This is a genomic window from Kocuria oceani (genome assembly GCF_029524215.1).
Taxonomy (GTDB): domain Bacteria; phylum Actinomycetota; class Actinomycetes; order Actinomycetales; family Micrococcaceae; genus Kocuria; species Kocuria oceani.
On the sequence record NZ_JARAMH010000002.1, the window covers coordinates 128,898 to 147,244 of the forward strand.

The window sequence follows — 18,347 nt, forward strand, 5'->3', positions numbered from 1 at the left end:
GGGATCGCTACAGTGGGAGGCGTGTCCGCCTCCACCGTTCCCCTGCCCGAGCCCGGCCCCGGCGCGTCCTCCGCGCCGGCCCCCGGGCGCCTCTCCGCGGCCCGGCTGCCGTTCGCCGCGACCGCCTTCGACCGCGACGCCGTCGACCGTGAGCTCGAGGACGTCCGCGTGCTCGCCGCCCAGGACCCCTCCTCGCTCGTGCTCGTGCTCGCGGGCGGGCTCGCCCCCGTGGCCGGCGACGCCCTGGTCCTCGTGCCGGTCGGCGACGTGCCGCGCGTCGACCACGACCCGCGCCGCCCGGAGGTCTACCTGGGCCGGCTGCCCGGCGCCGAGGGCGAGCGGGGCCCTCGCGTGCTGCTGCGGGCCGTCCCGGCGGCGGAGCCGGCGGACGGGGACGCGGCGGCCGAGCCGTTCGTGGTGCCCGAGCCCGTCGTGGCGGCGGTGACGGCCTCCGCCGCGGCGCGCGGGGTGGAGGGGCTGCGCTGGGCCGGGCTGCGGGAGCTGGGCCCGGTGCTCCCCGCCGCGGACACCGCGCTGCTGGTCACCGCCCAGTCCGTGGGGCTGTGGCACCGGGACCACCCCCGGTGCCCGCAGTGCGGGGAGCCCACCGAGGTGATCCGCTCCGGCTGGGCGCGGCAGTGCCCCGACGACCGTTCCCTGCACTTCCCGCGCACCGACCCCGCGATCATCGTGGCCGTCAGCGACGGCCACCCCGACCCCGTCCGGGAACGGCTGCTGCTGGGCCGCTCGGCGCTGTGGAAGGGCAACCGGTTCTCGACGCTGGCCGGGTTCGTGGAGCCGGGGGAGTCCCTCGAGCAGGCCGTGGTCCGGGAGGTGGCCGAGGAGGCGGGACTGATCGTGGGGGACGTCGACTACCTCGGCTCCCAGCCCTGGCCGTTCCCGCGCTCCCTGATGCTCGGCTGCCGGGCCGTGGTGCGCTCCGGCGCGGCCGTCCCGGACGGCCAGGAGATCCTGGAGCTGCGCTGGTTCACCCGGGCGGAGCTGCGGGAGGCCGCGCGCACCGGGTCCGTGACGCTGCCCGGGCGGGTCTCGATCGCCCACGCCCTCATCGAGCACTGGCTCGGCGAGGACCTGCCGGAGACCGCGTGGTGAGCGGGGAGGACACCGGAGAGCTCTCGGAGGCCGGGCTCGAGGAGCGGGTCCTCGCCGGGCTGGACCCGGAGCAGCGGGAGGTGGCGACGACGCTGCGCGGCCCCGTGTGCGTCCTGGCGGGGGCCGGCACGGGCAAGACCCGGGCGATCACCCACCGGATCGCGTACGGCATCGCCACGGGCGTGTACACCCCGCAGAAGGTGCTGGCCCTGACGTTCACGGCGCGCGCCGCGAACGAGATGCGCAACCGTCTGCGCGGCCTGGGCGCCGGCGGGGTGCAGACGCGCACGTTCCACGCCGCCGCGCTGCGCCAGCTCCAGTACTTCTGGCCGCAGGCGGTGGGCGGGCCCCTGCCCGGGCTCGTGGAGCACAAGGCCCGGCTGATCACCGAGGCCGCGCAGAACATGCGCCTGTCCACGGACCGCGCGGCCGTTCGCGACCTCGCCGCGGAGATCGAGTGGGCCAAGGTCTCGATGCTCACCCCCGACACCTACCCGGCCCGCGCGGCCCGGCGGGACATGCCCCTGGGCTACGAGGTGCGCACCGTGCAGCGGCTCTACCAGACCTACGAGGAGCTCAAGACCGACCGGCACCTCATCGACTTCGAGGACGTCCTGCTCCTGACCGTCGCCGTGCTCGAGGAGGACGAGCGCGTGGCGGCGACCGTCCGCGAGCAGTACCGGCACTTCGTGGTCGACGAGTACCAGGACGTCTCCCCGCTCCAGCAGCGCCTGCTCGACGCCTGGCTCGGCGGGCGGGACGACATCTGCGTGGTGGGCGACGCCTCCCAGACGATCTACTCCTTCACGGGCGCGAGCTCCCGGCACCTGCTGGACTTCCCGCGCCGGCACCCGGAGGCCCGGGTGGTCCGGCTCGTGCGGGACTACCGCTCCACCCCCCAGGTCGTGGAGACCGCCAACCGGCTGCTCGCCGCCCGCCGGCCGGGTCCCGGCTCGACCCCCGGCTCCTGGGCGACCCCGCTGCACCTCGTGGCCCAGCGCCCGGACGGCCCCCGCCCGTCCTGGAACGAGTACCCGGACGACGAGGCCGAGGCCGCCGGGACGGCCGCGCGCATCCGGGACCTGATCGACGACGGCGTGCCCGCCTCCGGGATCGCCGTGCTGTTCCGCACGAACGGGCAGTCCCAGGCCTTCGAGACGGCCCTGGCCGAGGCGGGCATCGGGTTCCAGCTGCGCGGCACGGAGCGCTTCTTCAACCGCCCGGAGGTCAAGCAGGCCGTGGTGCAGCTGCGCACGGCCGCCCGGGCCGCCGAGGCCTCGGACGAGCCCACCCGCCTGGTGCGGGACATCCTCTCCTCGCTGGGCTACTCGGACCGGGCGCCGCGCTCCACCGGGGCGGTGCGGGAGCGGTGGGAGTCCCTGGCCGCCCTCGTCTCCCTCGCCGACCGGATGGCCGAGGAGGCCGCGGCCCGCGGGGAGCAGCTCCTGCTGCCGGACCTCGCGGCCGAGCTGGAGCGCCGCACGGCCCAGCAGGACGCCCCCGTGATGAACGGGGTGACCCTGGCGTCCCTGCACTCGGCCAAGGGCTTGGAGTGGGACGCCGTGTTCCTGGCCGGGCTCAGCGAGGGGCTCGTGCCCATCGGCTTCGCCGAGACCGCCGACGAGATCGACGAGGAGCGCCGCCTGCTCTACGTGGGGATCACCCGGGCGCGCGAGCACCTGGTGCTGTCCTGGACGCTGTCCCGCACCCCGGGCGGGCGGCCCACGCGCAAGCCCTCACGGTTCCTGGACGGACTGCGGGAGACCCCGCCGCCCCGGGCCCGCGGCCCGCGCGGCCGGGGGGCCCGGGCTCACGCCTGACCGAGTCCGCACAGGCAGAGGCCGCGGTCGAGCTCCAGCGGCGTCCCGTCGCCGGGCCACGGCGGGGCGAGGAGCCGGGCGCGCGGCCACCGGCCGTCCGGCCCTTCCGGGGCGCCCCGCTGCGCCGCGGGGACGCCCCCGCTCTCCAGGGTGTCGTCCCACAGCGCGTCCAGGGCCACGGCGAGCACCTCGACGGCCAGACCGCCGGCCACGGCCGCCGCGTGGGCGGGCCGCGCCCACGCGGTGAGCACGGCACCGGGGCCACCGGGCACCGGATCGGGCTCCCGGGCACCGAGGGTGGCCCGCAGGCAGTCCGGGCACGGCCGGTGCGCCCAGGGCACCGTGGGCCAGCGCAGCAGCGCGCCGTCGGCGTGGTGCAACGACACCAGGGGGTGGCGAGGGTCCAGGGCCGGTTCCGCCCACACCGCGCCCCCGCCCGGCCGGACGTGCCCGGTGCTGCGCACCACCACGGTGCCCGGCAGCAGCGCCCCGGGGAACAGCTCCGGCGCGCTGACCGGGACGCAGCGGGGGTCCAGCGCGCGCAACCGCCGGCGCAGGGCCTCGTCCCGGGGGCGACCGAGATCGGCCGGACGGTACACGCCGGTGCCCAGGTCGGGGGCGGCCACGGGCGAGCCGTCGTTGACGTTGAGCCCCAGCACCCCGCAGCGCAGCAGGAGCACGGCCAGGGCGGCCGCGAGGTCGTCCAGGCCCAGCAGCAGGACGTGCACCTCCTCGGGGCGCGGCGGCTCGGGCCGGTGCGGGCCCGGCTGCGGCGCGGGGCGGGGACCGGGGACGGAGGGCAACGGCACGGGAGCACCTTCCGGACGGGCGGGCGGGATGCCGTCACTGTGGCCCGGGCCGGACCCGCCGCGCGCGCGAGCGCGGCCCGTCCACTGTGCACGTCGGGGGCCGTCCACACGCGCGGACCACCGGTTCGCGGCCGGCGGCGCGGGCGTGTTCAATGAGCCCATGCCCGTACCGTCGCAGCCCGAGGTCGTCGTGCGCCGCTCCACCCGCCGGCGCAAGACCGTGTCCGCGCACTGGAGCGAGGACACGGTGGTGCTCTCCGTCCCGCAGTCCGCGACCCGGCGGGAGATCGAGCACTGGACCCGGGAGCTCGTCCCCCGGGTCGTGGAGCGCCGCCGCCGGGAGGCGGCCAGGGGCGCCGACCGCCGGTCCGACGACCGGCTCCTGGAACGCGCCCGGGAGCTGTCCCGGCGCCACCTCGAGGGCCGGGCCCGGCCCTCGGACGTGCGCTGGTCGGCGCGGCAGAACACACGGTGGGGCTCGGCGACACCGGCCACCGGGGTGATCCGGATCTCGGCGCAGCTCCAGGAGGCCCCGGAGTGGGTCCTCGACTTCGTGCTGGTGCACGAGCTGGCGCACCTCCTCGAGGCCGACCACAGCCCCCGCTTCCGTGAGCTGGAGGCCCGGTACCCGCTGGCCGGGAAGGCCCAGGCGTTCCTCGACGGGGTCGCCTGGGCCCAACGGGCCGGGCGGGCCGCGGCGGATCAGCGGGGCGCGTCCCCGCCCTGAGGCCCCTCGCCCTGCGGCCCCTCGCCCTGCGGCCCCTCGTCCTGGGGCCCCTCGCCCTCCGGCCGCTGCGGGCCGGCGCCGCCGTCCGCGCCGGGACCCTCGTAGCCGCCCGAGAGCAGCCGCTGCAGCGCGGCGTCGACCTCGTCCTCGGAGGCGGTGAGCAGTCCGCGGCGCTCGGAGAAGCCCGCGGGGTCGTCCAGGTCCTGGTCGGTGGGCAGCAGCTCCGGGCCCTCCCACAGCCCGTCACGGTCCTGGATCCCGCGGCGCTCGCCGACGTACTGCCAGAACTCCGCCGCCTCGCGCAGCCGGCGCGGGCGCAGCTCGAGTCCGACCAGGGCCCCGAAGGCGTGCTCGGCCGGGCCCCCGGAGGCACGGCGGCGCCGCACGGTCTCCGAGAGGGCCCCCGCGGAGGGCAGGTTGGCCGTCGAGTCCACGGTGACCACGTGCACCCAGCCCTCCACGAGCGCCAGCACCGTCTCCAGCCGCTTGAGCGTGGCCTCCTGGTCCGGGGTCTGCTGCGGGGCGAAGATCCCCGAGGAGAGGGCGTCCTGCATGCTGGAGGGGTCCATGGGGTCGATGTCCCGCGCCGCCTCCTCGATCCGGGACATGTCGATGTGGATGCCCGCGGAGAAGCGCTTGATGAGTTCCAGGATGTGCTCCCGCAGCCAGGGGTGCGCCGCGAACAGCCGGACGTGGGCGGCCTCGCGCACGGCGATGTAGAGCATGATCTCCTGCGCCGGGATGTCCAGGCCCTCGCCGAACTCCTTGATGCTGGCGGGCAGCAGCCCGGACCGGCCCTCCGCCAGCGGCAGCCCGATGTCGGTGGAGCAGAGCACCTCGCGGGAGAGCCCGCCGATGGCCTGCCCCAGCTGCATGCCGAACAGCATCCCGCCGGCGCCGGCCAGCATCCCGGAGGCCCCGCCCATCATGCTCGACAGCTCCGCGGGCAGCTGCTGGGTGAGGGCGTCGGTGAGCGCCTGGGTCACCGACTCGGCGACGGGCCCGGTCATGTCCTTCCACGTCTCCTGCGTGGCCTCGATCCACTCCGCGCGCGACCACGCCTGCGGGCGGATCGACGTCTGCCCGAACTCGGTGTGGTCCACCAGCCACAGCTCGGCGAGCCGCATGGCGTCCTCCACCGCCCCTCGCTGGGCGGGCGTGACGGAGGGGTCGCCGTCCGCCGCGGCGATCCGGCGGGCCTGGTCGTGGGCGAGCTTCCAGTTCACCGGGCCCTCGCCGGCGCCGGCGCCCATCATGGACTGGATCTGCTGGAACATCATGGACATCGACTGCGGGTCCATCGGGATCCCGGCGCGGCCCAGGTCCTCGGGGCTCATCCCGCCCTGGCCCATGAGGCGCTCGAGCATCTCCTGGAAGGGGTCCTTGCGGTGGTCACCGGAGTCGTCCCCGGGGGTGTCCCCGGAGCGGTCGTTGGGGGGCTGCGGAGTCATGGGTCCACCGTTTCGTCGTATCGGTCACGGGATCGGGGCGCGCGGGTGCTCCCGACGTCTCTGCGTCCAGCCTAGCGATCCGCGGTCCGGGCCGACCATGGGCCAACTCCCAGTTCGCTGGAAGCTCACGGGGGGCTCGGCCGCGATAAACTGGACCGTCCGGACCGGGAGGCGCCCGGCTCCACCCCACCGACGACCGCTGAGGACTGCCCGTGACCCTTTCCCCCCGCCCGCGCCGCGGCCTGCGCCGCCGGAGCCTCGAGTCGTGGGCGCTGCTGGGGTCTGCCGGGCTGCTGCTCGCCGGGACGGTGCTGCCCGCGCCGTTCGTGATCGAGTCGCCGGGGCCCACGTTCAACACGGTGGGGGAGCACGACGGCCGGCAGCTGCTGGGCGTGAGCGGCGCGCCGACCTATCCGAGCGACTCCGTCCTGGACCTCACCACGGTCTACGTGACCGGGGGCCCCACCAAGAACGTCAACGTCCTCACGGTCCTGGGCTCCTGGCTGGACCCCTCCGCCTCCGTGGTGCCGGCCGACAGCCTCTATCCGCGGGAGGTCTCCGGCCAGGACGTGGACGACGCCGGGATGCTGGCGATGACGTCCTCGCAGGAGCACGCCGTCGCGGCGGCCCTGGACCACCTGGGCATCGGCTTCGACACGGAGCTGTCGGTGCACGGCACCGTGCCCGGCGGCCCGGCCGACGGGCTCCTGGAGAGCGGCGACGTGCTGCGCCGCGTCGACGGCTCGACCGTCTCGTCCCTGGCCGGTCTCAAGGGCGCGCTCGACGCTGCGGGGGAGCGGGGCGTGCGCCTGGAGGTCGAGCGCTCCGGCGAGCCGCGCGAGGTCGCGGTGGACACCGTGCGGGACGAGGCGACCGGCGCCTGGCAGCTCGGCGTGTTCCTGGTGCCCGACTTCGACTTCCCCGTGGACGTGGACTTCGAGCTCGACGAGGTCGGCGGCCCCAGCGCAGGCATGATGTTCGCCCTCGGGATCGTGGACGAGATGACCCCGGGCTCGATCGCCGGCGACCGCCACCTGGCGGGCACCGGCACCATCACCCCGGAGGGGGACGTCGGGCCCATCGGCGGGATCCGGCAGAAGCTCGAGGGGGCGCAGCAGGCCGGGGCCGAGGTGTTCCTGGTCCCCGAGGGCAACTGCGCCGAGGCCCGGGGGCACGTGCCCGCAGGCCTGACGGCGGTGTCCGTGCGCACCCTCGACGACGCCGTGGCCGCCGCGGAGGCCGTCGGCGAGGGCGGGGACCTCTCGGCGCTGCCCGGGTGCACCGACACATGAGGGCCGCCGCGTGCACGATTGCACCCCCGAGAACGGCCCGGGCAGAATGGTCGGGGCCCCCCGTCGATCCGTCGGCGGACCCGATCCCGCCCGGAGCAGTGCACCACCCACGACCTGACGCACCACATCTGACGATCGACGCGAAATGCAGAGGTAACCAGTGACCGCCGGACCCACAGCCCCCCGACCACCGAGGCAGCAGCCAGCAGGACAGCGGCGGAAACGGGGTGCGCTGTGGCCGACCGTCGTCATCGTGCTCGTCCTCGTGGCCGCCTTCGTGGGGCTGACCCAGCTCTACACCGACGTCCTGTGGTACGACCACCTGGGCTACCTGAGCGTGTTCTTCACCGAGAACGCCACGAAGATCGCGATCTTCGTGGTCTCCGCGGTGCTCGTGGCCGCGCTGATGTTCGCGAGCCTGTTCCTCGCCTACCGCAGCCGGCCCATCACGGCCGAGTCGATCGTCGACGACAACCTGCGCCGCTACCAGGAGGCCCTCGAACCGGTCCGCAAGATCGTCATGATCGTCGTGCCGGTGCTGTTCGGGCTCTTCGCGGCGAGCACGGCGATGACCCAGTGGGACACGGTCCTGCTGTTCCTCAACCAGGAGCCGTTCGGCCAGGAGGACCCGCAGTTCGGCCTCGACCTGGGCTTCTACGTCTTCACCCTCCCGTTCCTGCGCTTCCTCATCGGCTTCCTGGTCTCGGCCGTCCTGCTGGCCGGCGTCGCCGGGATCCTGATGCACTACGTCTACGGCGGCATCCGGATCACCGAGCGCGGCCTGTCCACCACCCGGGCCTCCCGGGTGCACCTGGGCGTGCTGGCCGCGCTGTTCCTGCTGCTGCAGGCGGCGAACTTCTGGCTGGACCGCTACTCCACCCTGCAGTCGACCTCCGGGGAGTGGACCGGCGCGCTGTACACCGACGTCAACGCGGTGATCCCCACCAAGGCGATCCTCGCCGCGGCGGCCCTGATCGTCGCGGTCCTGTTCGTCGTGGCGTCCGTCATCGGCCGCTGGCGACTGCCGGTGATCGGCACGGCCATGCTGCTCGTGGTCGCGGTCGTGGCCGGCGGGATCTACCCGTGGATCGTCCAGCGCTTCCAGGTCCTCCCGACCGAGCAGGCCCTGGAGAGCCAGTACATCGAGCGCAACATCCAGCTCACCCGCTCGGCGTACGGGCTCGACGCGGCCGAGGTGATGCCCTACGACGCCACCACCCAGACCGAGCAGGGCGCGCTGCGCCAGGACACCGAGACGACGTCGAACATCCGCCTGCTGGACCCCAACGTGGTCTCCTCCGCGTTCTCCCAGCTGCAGCAGTTCCGCCCGTACTACCAGTTCCCCGACACCCTCAACGTGGACCGGTACGAGATCGACGGCGAGGTCCAGGACACGGTCATCGCCACGCGCGAGCTGAACCCGGACCAGAACCAGGGCTGGTACAACCAGCACGTGGTCTACACCCACGGCTACGGCGTGGTCGCGGCCTACGGCAGCCGGGTCGAGGCGGACGGCAAGCCGCAGTTCATGCAGGCCGGCATCCCCTCCCGAGGCGTCATCTCCGACGACTACGAGCCGCGCATCTACTTCGGCGAGAACTCCCCGATGTACTCGATCGTCGGCGGCGGGGAGGGCGACGAGCCGCTCGAGCTCGACCGCCCGCAGACGGCCGGGGACGAGGCCGGGGACGCCAAGACCACGTTCGCCGGCAACGGCGGGCCCAGCATCGGCAACTTCTTCAACCGCCTGGCCTACGGCATCAAGTTCCAGTCCTCCGACCTGCTCCTGTCGGACGCCGTGCGCCCGGAGTCCCAGATCCTGTACGACCGGGACCCGCGCGAGCGGATCGAGAAGGTCGCCCCCTACCTGACGGTCGACGGCGCGCCGTACCCGGCGATCATCGACGGTCAGGTGCAGTGGATCGTCGACGCCTACACCACCTCCGACGCCTACCCGTACTCCACGCCGTCGGTGCTGGACGAGGCCACGCAGGACGCCCAGACGGCCCAGGGCGCGGCCGCGACCCTGCCGCCGGAGCGGGTGAACTACATCCGCAACTCGGTCAAGGCCACGGTCAACGCCTACGACGGCTCGGTGTCCCTGTACGCCTGGGACGACCAGGACCCGGTGCTGAAGGCGTGGCAGAACGTCTTCCCGGACACGCTCAAGCCCTACTCCGAGATGTCGGCGGAGCTGATGGCCCACGTGCGCTACCCGCAGGACATGTTCAAGGTCCAGCGCGAGCTGCTCAACCGCTACCACGTGACGGACCCGAACAGCTTCTACCAGAACGACGACGTCTGGTCGGTGCCCAACGACCCGACGCAGGACTCCGAGGTCGCGCTGCCCCCGTACTACCTGTCGATGCGGATGCCCGGTGAGGAGGAGGCCAACTTCTCCCTCACCACGTCCTTCATCCCGCAGCAGTCGGAGACGGGCAACACCCGCAACGTGATGTACGGGTACCTCTCGGCCAACTCCGACGCCGGCACCGGTGAGGACGGCGTGAAGAGCGAGGAGTACGGCACGCTGCGCCTGCTCGAGCTCCCGCGCTCCTCGGTGGTGCCCGGGCCCGGCCAGGCGCAGAACCTCTTCAACTCGGACACCGACGTCTCGACGGAGCTGAACCTGCTCCGCCAGGGCGCGTCCGAGGTGATCAACGGCAACCTGCTCACCCTGCCCGCCGGCGGCGGCATGCTCTACGTGCAGCCGGTCTACGTGCAGTCCTCGGGCGACGCCGCGTACCCCACGCTGCGGCGCGTGCTCGTCGGCTTCGGCGAGGAGGTGGGCTTCGCGCCCACCCTGGAGGAGGCGCTCGACGAGGTCTTCGGCGGCGACTCCGGCGCCCAGACCTCCGCCGGCGCCGGCGTGAACGACGCCGAGGCGCAGTCCCCGGACGGGGAGGCCCCGGCGGACGGCGAGGCCCCTGCGGGTGGTCTCGACGACGCCCTGCTGGAGGCCAACCGGGCGATCCAGGAGTCGGAGCAGGCGCTCGCGGACGGCAACTGGACCGCCTACGGGGAGGCCCAGCAGCGGCTGCAGGACGCCATCGAGCGGGCGCTCGAGGCGGACGGCGTCGTCGAGCCGGAGGCCGAGGGCGCGCTGGCCCCCGAGCAGCCCGCCGAGGAGCCCGCCGAGTAGCCGGTTTGCGGCTCCACCCCGCGGCACGTATAGTCGTACCTGTCGCCGCGGGGTGGAGCAGTTCGGTAGCTCGCTGGGCTCATAACCCAGAGGTCGCAAGTTCAAATCTTGCCCCCGCAACCACGGAAGGCCCCCGGACCGTAACGGTCCGGGGGCCTTCGCCGTGTCCGCCGTGGTCGTCGTCATCCCGGCACCCGGCGGGGCGGCGCAGCGCACGGCCCCCGGGTACGGCGGAGGCCCCACGGCGCACGGCCGTGGGGCCTCCGGCGTGCGGGGCAGCCGCCCGTCAGACCTCTTCGGAGGAGACGATCCGCTCGGCGTTGCGGGACTTCAGCGCCGCCAGCCGGGCCTCGATCTCGCTCTGCTGGCCCAGGGCCTCCAGGGACTCGAACTGCGCGTCGAGGGAGGAGGAGGCGAGCTCCTGCTGGCCGAGCAGGCGGGCCTCCTCGCGGCGGATCTTGTCCTCGAAGCGGGAGACCTCGCTGGTCGGGTCGAGCACGTCGAAGGCCTTGATGGCGTCCTGGACCTGCGACTGCGCCTGGACGGACTTCTGCCGGGCGTTGAGCTCGTCGCGCTTGTTGGACAGCTCCTGGAGCTTCCCGCGCATCTTGTTGAGCCCGTCCTTGAGCTTGTCCACGACCTGGGTCTGGGACTGGATCTGCGGCTCGGTGCCCCGCGCCTCCGTCTCGTACTGGATCTGGCGCTGGAGGGCCACCTTGGCGAGGTTGTCGAACTTCTCGGCCTCGGAGGCCTTGCCCGAGGCGCGGAACTCCTCGGCCCGGTTGGAGGCGGCCAGGGCCTTGTTGCCCCACTCCTGGGCCTCGCGCACGTCCTCCGCGTGGTCCTGCTCGAGCAGGCGGAGGCTGCCGATGGTCTGGGCGACGGCGGCCTCGGCCTCCCGGATGTTCTCGGTGTAGTCGCGCACCATCTGGTCCAGCATGAGCTGCGGGTCCTCGGCGGCGTCGATCATGGCGTTGATGTTGGCCTTCGCGAGCTGGGCGATGCGGCCGAAGATGGACTGCTTGATCATCGTTCCTTCTCTCCTCTGGTGCTGCCGGGAGGGGTCTCCCGGATCGTCGGACGGTCGTGGTCGTCGTGGCGGTCGTGGTCCTGGCCGGGCGGGCCGCGGTCCGGGCGGGCGGCGGCGCTCAGAACCCGCCGCCGATGTCGCCGCCGAAGCCGCCCCCGAAGCCACCGCCGAAGCTGCCGCCGAACCCGCCGCCACCACCGTCGCCGCCGCTGAATCCGCCCCCGCCGAAGCCGCCGCCGCCGTTGAGGATGGAGCCGAGCAGGATCCCGCCGAGCATCGCCCCGCCGAGCCCGCTGTTGGACCGGCCCCGGTAGCCGCCCATGCCCATCGGCCCGCCGAAGCCGCCGTAGGAGAAGGACTCCACGTCGCGCTGCGCGGCGTACTGGGCCTCGCCGGCGAGCCGGATCGCCTGGTTGGCGTAGCCGACGGCCTCGGAGGGCTGCGACTGCCGTGCCTGCTGGGCGGCCTCCAGGCAGCGCTCGGCCTCGGCGAGGCGGGTGCGGGCCTCCGGTCCCACCCCGCCGCGGCGGGCCCAGATGTACTCGCTGGCCGAGCTGACCTGGGCCTGCGCGGAGACGAGGGTGTGGGCCAGGGTCTCCCGCGCGGAGCGGTCGCGGTCGTTCTGCGAGCGCACGGAGGCGAGCCCCTTGTCGAGCTCGTCCTTGGCCACGGCCAGCCGGCGGCTGAGCCCGAGCGGGTCGATCCGCCCGGCGCGCATCTGCTCCTCGACGGTGCCCAGCACGGCGGCGACCCCGGCCACGGCCCCGGCCAGCTCCGGGTTGGACCCGCGCCGGACGAGGGCGTCCGCCTCGGCGACGTCCCGCTGGGCGATCGTCACGGCGTCCCGGAGGGACTCCTCGGCGGCGGCGAGCTCGGTGGCGGCGTGGTCCACGGCGTCGAGCAGGCCCCGGGCCTGGCCCACGCCCTCCTCGGCCGCGCGGATGTCCACCACGGCGTCGCTCGTGCGGCCGGCCGCGAGCTCCTCGCGGGCCTCGTCCACGGCGGCGCCCACGAAGTCGAGGCGGTCGCGGGCCTGGTCGATGTTGTCGCGGACCGGGGCGAGCGCGGTGTCGTTGTAGCGGCCGGCGAGCTCGCGCAGCCGGGCGTCGGCGGTGCCGAAGCGGGGCCGCACGGCCTCGGCCTCGCGCTGGACGTCCGCCAGCGCGTCCGGGGCCCGGGTCTCCAGCTGCCGCAGGGAGCTGAAGGCCTTCTGGTGCTCCTGGAGGGGGCGCTGGGCGTCCTGCGACCGGGCGATGATCTCGGCGAGCCAGGCCCGCTGCTGCTCCTCGGTGTCCGGGATGTGGTCCTCGAGCTGCTGCTGCAGGGCGAAGGAGGCCTGCATGTGCTTCTTGGCGTCCTGGACGGCACGGCGGAAGGGCTCCACCTGCTCGTCCCCGTACTGCAGCTGGGCGAAGGCCAGCTCCTGCTCGGAGTGCTGGATCGCGTTGTCGGTGGCCACCAGCAGCGTCCCGGCGCGCTTGCGCAGCTCGGGCACCGGCACGTCCGGATAGGGGCCGGCCGGGTGCTCCTGCGCGGCCGGCCGGCCGTCCTGCGGGTGCCCGCGCTGCCGGCGCTTCTTGTTCCGGGAGGCGATGCCGTAGACGGCCAGCCCGCCCAGGCCCAGGGCGCCGAGGCCCAGGATGCCCGCGCCCGCACCGGCGCCGGAGGCACCCTCCTCGCCGCCGCCGCCGGTGCCGCCGAGCTCGGCGTCGATGCCCTCGACCGCTCCGCGGACCGCGCCGTCCCAGTCCCCGGAGGACAGGGCGGGGGAGATGTGCTCGCGGTAGATGCGCTCCTGCTGCGCCTGGTCCAGGGGGCCGGCGGAGGAGGCCGCGAAGCGCGCCTGGCGGTCCTCGGTGGCCACGACCAGCACCGCGTCGGAGCTGCCGAAGCCGTTGAGCGCGGCGAACTCCTCCAGCCACGCGTCGGGCGCGGTCGGACTGGTGAACGTGTCCACGAACACCGTCGTGAGGTTGACGCCCTCCTCCGTGGCGAGGTCGCGCACGTCCGCCTCCAGCGCCGCGGGGTCCTGCAGCACCCCGGAGTCGTCGACGATGCGCTCGCCCGGGGGCACGTCCACGGGCGGCTCGGCGACGGCCGCCCCCACGGGCACGAGCAGGGCGAGCGCCAGGCCGCAGCCGGCGGCGGTGCGGCGGGACACGGGGCACCAGTGCATGATCTCCCTCACGAGGTCGGTGGTCCCGATTCTAGGGCGGGGCCGCGGCGCCGTCCCGGACGACGGGTTTCCTACGCGCAGGGCGAAATCGAAAGGGGGCTGTCGACTGCACCGCGGATGTCCGGGTGGTGCCCAGAACTCGTCCGGGCCATCTCCGGGCTGTTCCCGGGCAGCTCCTGGCCGATGGTGAGGGCTCTCAGCGTCGTTTCAGTGCCGACCGGGATACTGGGGAGCAGATCCGCCCGTACCGCCCTTCCCGGCGGGCCGGGCCCGGCCGTTCCCAGGAGGAGAGCCCCCATGTCCGAGCCCCGCGACCCGCGCTTCGACGCCGAGACCCAGCACACCCAGCCGATCCCGCCGGTCGGCGACCGCCCGTCCCAGGCTCCCTGGCCGCCCGCCGGCGCACCCGCACCGGGCGCCCGGCCCGTCTACGGGGCCGCGCAGCCCGGACCCGGACAGCCTGCCGCGCAGCCCGGGTGGGGGAGCGGCGGCGGGGACGGGTCCGAGGGGGCCCGTCCCGGCCGGCGCCGGGGCTTCTCGGCGGGCGCGCTCGTCACCGGGATGGCGCTCGCCGCGCTCGTGGGAGCGGGGGCGGCCGTGGGGACCGACGCCCTGCTGGACGGAGGCGGCACCGCTCCGGTGACGAGCGGCTCGACGTCGGAGTCGATCATCGTCAACGACCAGGACGAGGTGAACGCGGTCACCGCGGCGGCGCTCAAGGCCTCCCCGTCGGTGGTGACGATCTCCGCCTCCGGCGGCGGCCAGTCCGGCTCCGGCTCCGGCGTGATCCTCGACGACGAGGGCCACATCCTGACCAACACGCACGTGGTCACGCTCGACGGCACGGCCAGCGACCCCGGCATCGAGGTCCAGCTCGAGGACGGCAGCGTCCACCCGGCCACCGTGGTCGGCACGGACCCGCTCTCCGACCTCGCGGTGCTCAAGGTCGACGTCCCGGGCCTGACGCCGGCGACCCTCGGCTCCCTGGACGACGTCAACGTGGGCGACACGGCGATCGCGATCGGGGCCCCCCTCGGGCTCGCGGGAACGGTGACCGACGGCATCGTCTCCACCCTGAACCGCACCATCGCCGTGGCCTCCTCCGCCGCGCCGTCCACGCCCTCCGAGGGCGGCTCCGAGCAGGGCGACGGCAACAACTTCTTCTTCGACCTCCCCGACGAGGAGGGCCGGGGCGGGGGCTCGCAGCGCGCCGCGGCGTCGGTCTACCTCAACGTGATGCAGACCGACGCCGCGATCAACCCGGGCAACTCGGGCGGTCCGCTGATCAACACCGACGGCGAGGTGATCGGGATCAACGTGGCGATCGCCTCGGCCGGGGCCGGCACGGAGGCCGGCAACATCGGCGTCGGCTTCTCGATCCCGGTCGACACCGCCCGGCGCGTGGCCGAGGAGATCATCGCGGACGGCACCGCCAGCCACGGCTACCTCGGCACGAGCGTCAGCGCCGCGCCCGCCGCCGACGGGCAGAGCCGGGCGTTCTCCGACGGCGCCGTGGTGCGCGAGGTCGTCCCCGGCTCGCCGGCCGACGAGGCCGGGCTGGAGGTCGACGACGTCGTCACCGAGTTCAACGGGCACCGGATCGAGGACGCGAACTCCCTCACCGCCGCCGTGCGGGAGCTGCCGGCGGGCGGGACCGGCAGCATGACGTTCCTGCGCGACGGCGAGGAGCGCACCGTCGAGGTGACCGTCGGGGACGCCGCGGAGCAGTCCTGATCCGGTGCGCGCGCCGGCCGGGCTACCGGCCGGCGCCGGCGAAGCCCAGCTGCCGCCAGGCCTCGTAGACGGCGATGGACGCCGAGTTCGCGAGGTTGAGCGAGCGGCGGGCGGGCAGCATCGGGATCCGGACCCGCGCGGTGACGTGCGGGTCCGCCTTGACCTCCGGGGGCAGCCCCACGGACTCGCGGCCGAACAGCAGCACGTCGCCGGGGCGGTAGGCGACGTCGGTGTGCGCCAGCTCCCCGTCCGTGGTGAAGGCGAAGACCCGCTCCGGGGCCAGCGCCGCCCACGCCGTCTCCAGGTCCGGGTGCACGGTCAGCACGGCGAGGTCGTGGTAGTCGAGGCCGGCCCGGCGCAGGTGCGCGGAGCCGAAGTCGAAGCCCAGGGGCTCCACGAGGTGCAGCTCGGCCCCGGTGACGGCGGCCAGACGGATCGCGTTGCCGGTGTTGCCCGGGATCTCGGGGGTGTGGAAGAGGATGCGGAGCATGCCCGCCAGTCTACGGACGCCGGGCCGGCGCCCGGTCCGGCGGCCTAGACTGGAGGGCGTGCCGCACCGTCCCGTCTACCTCGACCACGCCGCCACCGCGCCCCTCCGGCCCTCCGCGCTCGCCGCGGTCACCGAGCAGCTGGCCCGCGGCGGCAATCCCTCCTCGCTGCACCGGGCCGGGCGGTCGGCGCGCACGGTGGTCGAGCAGGCCCGCGACGACGTCGCCGCGGCCCTCGGCGCGGACCCCGTCGAGGTGATCTTCACCTCCGGGGGCACCGAGGCCGACAACCTGGCCGTGCAGGGCCTGTACCGGCACCGCCGGGAGGCCGACCCGCGCCGCCGCCGCATCCTCGTCTCCTCGGTGGAGCACGCCGCGGTCGCCGAGACCGTGGAGTGGCTGGCCGCCCACGAGGGTGCCGAGCCCGTGCACCTGCCCGTCGACGCCGCGGGCCGGGTGGACCCGGTGACGGTCCGGGCGGAGCTGGCCAGGGACCCCGGCGCCGTGGCGCTGCTGAGCGTCATGTGGGCCAACAACGAGGTCGGCACCGTCCAGCCCGTGGCGGAGCTGTCCGCGCTCGCCGAGGAGTTCGGCGTCCCCTTCCACTGCGACGCCGTCCAGGCCTTCGGCTCCCTGCCCGTCGACGCGCACCTGCCCGGGCTGACCACGCTGGCCGTCTCGGCGCACAAGGTGGGCGGTCCGGTGGGCGCGGGAGCCCTCGTGGCCGGGCGCGCGGTCGGGCTCGCCCCCGTCCAGCACGGGGGCGGGCAGGAGCGCCGGATCCGCTCCGGCACCCTCGACGCCGCCGCGCTCGCCGGCTTCGGGGCCGCGGCCCGGGAGGCCGTGGCCGAGCGGGCGGACGAGGCCGAGCGGCTCGCGGCCCTGCGCGACCGCCTGGTGGAGGGCGTGCGGCGGGCCGTGCCGGAGGCCGTGCTGCGCGGACCGGAGGACCCGGAGCACACGGGCGCCCGGTTGCCCGGCAACGCCCACTTCACCTTCCCGGGGTGCGAGGGGGACTCGCTGCTGTTCCTGCTCGACGGCGCCGGGATCGCCTCCTCCACCGGCTCGGCCTGCCACGCCGGGGTGCCCCGGGCGTCCTCGGTGCTGCTGGCCATGGGCCTCGACGAGGCCGCGGCCCGCGGTGCCCAGCGCTTCAGCCTGGGGCGCACGAGCACCGAGGCCGACGTCGACGCCCTGCTCGACGCGCTGCCCGGGGTCCACGCCCGGGCCCGGCGCGCCGGGCTCTCCGGGGCGCCCCCGGGCTGAGCCCGCACCCCCGGGCCGGGAATAGGCCCCGGCACCGGGTCGTTGAGCCCACGACCCCCGATCCCGACCCACCTGCCCCCGCGCAGGGGAAGGACCCGACCGTGCGAGTACTGGCAGCCATGAGCGGCGGCGTCGACTCGGCCGTGGCGGCCGCCCGGGCCGTCGACGCCGGCCACGACGTCACGGGCGTGCACCTGGCCCTCTCCCGCACCCCCGGCACCCTGCGCACCGGCTCCCGCGGCTGCTGCACGATCGAGGACTCCCGGGACGCGTGGCGCGCCGCCGACGTGCTGGGCATCCCCTACTACGTGTGGGACTTCTCCGAGCGCTTCCAGGCCGACGTCGTCGACGACTTCGTCGCCGAGTACGCCGCCGGGCGCACGCCCAACCCGTGCCTGCGCTGCAACGAGAAGATCAAGTTCGCGGCTCTGCTGGAGAAGGCCCTCGCCCTGGGCTTCGACGCCGTGTGCACCGGCCACTACGCCAAGGTCGTCCAGGACGCCGACGGCCGGCGGGAGCTGCACCGGGCCGCGGACTGGGCCAAGGACCAGTCCTACGTGCTGGGGGTGCTCACCGCCGAGCAGCTCGAGCACGTGCTGCTCCCGCTGGCCGACACCCCGTCCAAGGCCGAGGTGCGGGCCGAGGCGGCCCGGCGGGGCCTGTCCGTGGCGCAGAAGCCCGACTCCCACGACATCTGCTTCATCCCCGACGGCGACACCCGCGGCTGGCTCGCCGAGCGCATCGAGATGCGCGAGGGCGAGATCCGCGACGTCGAGGGCACCGTCGTCGGCACCCACCCCGGGGCCAACGCCTTCACCGTGGGCCAGCGCAGGGGCCTGCGGATCGGCACCCCCGCCCCCGACGGGAAGCCGCGCTTCGTGCTGGAGATCCGGCCCAGGACCAACGAGGTCGTCGTGGGCCCGGAGTCGATGCTCGCCGTGGACGAGCTGCGCGGGATCCGCCCCTCCTGGGCCGGGGCGCCCGTGCCCGAGGCGGCGCCGGTGCTGCGGCCCGGTGCCGCGGCGGGGGAGGTGTCGTCGTCGTTCCCCGTCCGGGCGCAGGTCCGTGCGCACGGGGACCCGGTGGCCGCCCGGGCGCACCTGGAGCTCGTCGAGGGGGCCGGCGGCGCCCCGGTGCCCGAGCTGGTGGTCCGGCTCGAGGAGCCGCTGCGCGGGGTCGCCCCCGGGCAGTCCGTCGTGCTCTACCAGGGCACCCGCGTGCTCGGGCAGGCCACCGTGGACCGGGCGCACTCGCTGGCCCGCCCCGACGTCGCGAGCGGGCCCGGCGCCGGCCGATAGA

Annotated in this window: 13 protein-coding genes and 1 tRNA gene; 9 read left to right on the forward strand and 5 right to left on the reverse strand. The window is 74.9% G+C overall.

Annotation, left to right across the window (positions count from 1 at the left end; translation table 11 throughout):
• The first annotated feature begins 21 nt into the window (after positions 1 to 21).
• Together nudC and PU704_RS02550 are read left to right on the forward strand one after the other, a co-directional pair.
• A complete protein-coding gene (nudC, locus tag PU704_RS02545; protein ID WP_277550011.1) occupies positions 22 to 1,113 on the forward strand; it encodes an NAD(+) diphosphatase in 1,092 nt (363 codons plus the stop codon).
• A complete protein-coding gene (locus PU704_RS02550) occupies positions 1,107 to 2,933 on the forward strand; it encodes an ATP-dependent helicase (protein WP_277550012.1) in 1,827 nt (608 codons plus the stop codon). The genes nudC and PU704_RS02550 overlap by 7 nt, the downstream gene beginning before the upstream one ends.
• On the opposite strand, the gene PU704_RS02555 is transcribed toward PU704_RS02550, so the two are convergent.
• Positions 2,924 to 3,742: a hypothetical protein gene (locus tag PU704_RS02555; RefSeq protein WP_277550013.1), complete on the reverse strand. Its 819-nt coding sequence runs from the start codon at positions 3,740 to 3,742 to the stop codon at positions 2,924 to 2,926. The genes PU704_RS02550 and PU704_RS02555 overlap by 10 nt on opposite strands.
• A 160-nt stretch (positions 3,743 to 3,902) precedes the next feature.
• Here PU704_RS02555 and PU704_RS02560 point away from each other — a divergent pair, with 160 nt between their 5' ends.
• The gene (locus tag PU704_RS02560) at positions 3,903 to 4,469 is read left to right on the forward strand and encodes a M48 metallopeptidase family protein (protein ID WP_277550014.1); all 567 of its coding nucleotides are present in this window, start codon (positions 3,903 to 3,905) and stop codon (positions 4,467 to 4,469) included.
• Here PU704_RS02560 and PU704_RS02565 read toward each other — a convergent pair.
• Positions 4,445 to 5,920 carry a zinc-dependent metalloprotease gene (locus PU704_RS02565; protein WP_277550015.1) on the reverse strand — a complete coding sequence of 492 codons (1,476 nt, stop codon included), beginning with the start codon at positions 5,918 to 5,920 and terminating at the stop codon, positions 4,445 to 4,447. The genes PU704_RS02560 and PU704_RS02565 overlap by 25 nt on opposite strands.
• Before the next feature lie 212 nt (positions 5,921 to 6,132).
• Here PU704_RS02565 and PU704_RS02570 point away from each other — a divergent pair, with 212 nt between their 5' ends.
• The 3 genes from PU704_RS02570 (at position 6,133) to PU704_RS02580 (ending at position 10,477) form a co-directional block, all read left to right on the forward strand.
• Positions 6,133 to 7,212 carry a YlbL family protein gene (locus PU704_RS02570; protein WP_277550016.1) on the forward strand — a complete coding sequence of 360 codons (1,080 nt, stop codon included), beginning with the start codon at positions 6,133 to 6,135 and terminating at the stop codon, positions 7,210 to 7,212.
• 160 nt (positions 7,213 to 7,372) lie between these two features.
• On the forward strand, positions 7,373 to 10,354 hold the full coding sequence (locus PU704_RS02575; protein WP_338130209.1) for a UPF0182 family membrane protein: 2,982 nt from the start codon (positions 7,373 to 7,375) through the stop codon (positions 10,352 to 10,354).
• Between the two features lie 46 nt (positions 10,355 to 10,400).
• Positions 10,401 to 10,477, forward strand: a tRNA-Met gene (locus PU704_RS02580).
• A 163-nt stretch (positions 10,478 to 10,640) separates the two neighbouring features.
• On the opposite strand, the gene PU704_RS02585 is transcribed toward PU704_RS02580, so the two are convergent.
• A complete protein-coding gene (locus tag PU704_RS02585) occupies positions 10,641 to 11,384 on the reverse strand; it encodes a PspA/IM30 family protein (RefSeq protein ID WP_277550017.1) in 744 nt (247 codons plus the stop codon).
• A 118-nt stretch (positions 11,385 to 11,502) separates the two neighbouring features.
• Positions 11,503 to 13,560, reverse strand: a complete 2,058-nt coding sequence (locus tag PU704_RS02590) for a TPM domain-containing protein (RefSeq protein WP_277550018.1) — start codon at positions 13,558 to 13,560, stop codon at positions 11,503 to 11,505.
• A 297-nt stretch (positions 13,561 to 13,857) separates the two neighbouring features.
• Here PU704_RS02590 and PU704_RS02595 point away from each other — a divergent pair, with 297 nt between their 5' ends.
• Positions 13,858 to 15,294 (forward strand): S1C family serine protease, encoded by a 1,437-nt coding sequence (locus PU704_RS02595; RefSeq protein ID WP_277550019.1) that lies wholly within the window; start codon positions 13,858 to 13,860, stop codon positions 15,292 to 15,294.
• Between the two features lie 22 nt (positions 15,295 to 15,316).
• On the opposite strand, the gene PU704_RS02600 is transcribed toward PU704_RS02595, so the two are convergent.
• On the reverse strand, positions 15,317 to 15,784 hold the full coding sequence (locus tag PU704_RS02600; RefSeq protein ID WP_047802255.1) for a tRNA (cytidine(34)-2'-O)-methyltransferase: 468 nt from the start codon (positions 15,782 to 15,784) through the stop codon (positions 15,317 to 15,319).
• 58 nt (positions 15,785 to 15,842) lie between these two features.
• Here PU704_RS02600 and PU704_RS02605 point away from each other — a divergent pair, with 58 nt between their 5' ends.
• Positions 15,843 to 17,048 (forward strand): cysteine desulfurase family protein, encoded by a 1,206-nt coding sequence (locus tag PU704_RS02605; protein WP_277550020.1) that lies wholly within the window; start codon positions 15,843 to 15,845, stop codon positions 17,046 to 17,048.
• Between the two features lie 101 nt (positions 17,049 to 17,149).
• Positions 17,150 to 18,346, forward strand: a complete 1,197-nt coding sequence (mnmA, locus tag PU704_RS02610) for a tRNA 2-thiouridine(34) synthase MnmA (protein WP_277550021.1) — start codon at positions 17,150 to 17,152, stop codon at positions 18,344 to 18,346.
• Position 18,347: the final 1 nt, after the last annotated feature.